Annotated in this window: 1 pseudogene; it reads left to right on the top strand. The window is 48.6% G+C overall.

The annotated features are described in order from the left end of the window. Positions 1-737 (top strand): annotated as a pseudogene (locus JCM10596_RS27195) (condensation domain-containing protein); the annotation flags it as partial.

Raw genomic sequence — 737 nt, 5'->3', positions numbered from 1 at the left:
TTGGTGAAATCGAGGCGCAGCTCTTGAAGCTAGAGGGGATCCATGAAGCAGTGGTCACAGCACGTGAAGATGTGGCAGGTCAGAAACAATTATGTGCTTACGTGGTAGCAGATCAGGTGCTGACAGTTAGCGAATGGAGAGAACGTCTATCCAAATCACTGCCAAGCTATATGATTCCAGCTTACTTTGTACAGATGGAAAAGCTTCCGCTCACACCGAATGGCAAAGTGGATCGAAAAGCGTTGCCTGCACCGGAAGGAAACATTCAAACAGGGAGCGCCTATGTAGCCCCTCGCACGGAAGTGGAGCAGACTCTTGCTTCGATTTGGCAGGGCGTCTTGGGAGTAGCGAAGGTGGGCATTATGGATCACTTCTTCGAACTAGGAGGAGACTCGATTAAATCGATCCAAATTTCCTCTCGCTTGTATCAGGCGGGCTACAAGCTAGAAATGAAGGACTTATTCAAATACCCGACGATTGCTAAGCTAAGCCTTATGTGCAAGCCATTGGCAGAACGATTGAGCAAGGAGAAGTGTCGGGAGAAGCCAAGTTAACGCCTATTCAGCAGTGGTTCTTTGAGCAAGAATGGGAGGAGAACCATCACTTCAATCAAGCCATGATGCTGTATCGAAGAGAAGGCTTTGAGATTGCGATCTTACAGCAGGTGCTCGAAAAGCTTACGAAGCACCATGATGCCTTACGTATGGTCTTTCGCCAGACGAAACAAGGCTACCAGG

The sequence above is a fragment of the Caldalkalibacillus mannanilyticus JCM 10596 genome (assembly GCF_000615945.1).
Classification (GTDB): Bacteria; Bacillota; Bacilli; order Caldalkalibacillales; family JCM-10596; genus Bacillus_AT; species Bacillus_AT mannanilyticus.
The sequence above is the reverse complement of the archived record's forward strand: the minus strand, read 5'-3'. Positions and strand labels throughout refer to the sequence as shown.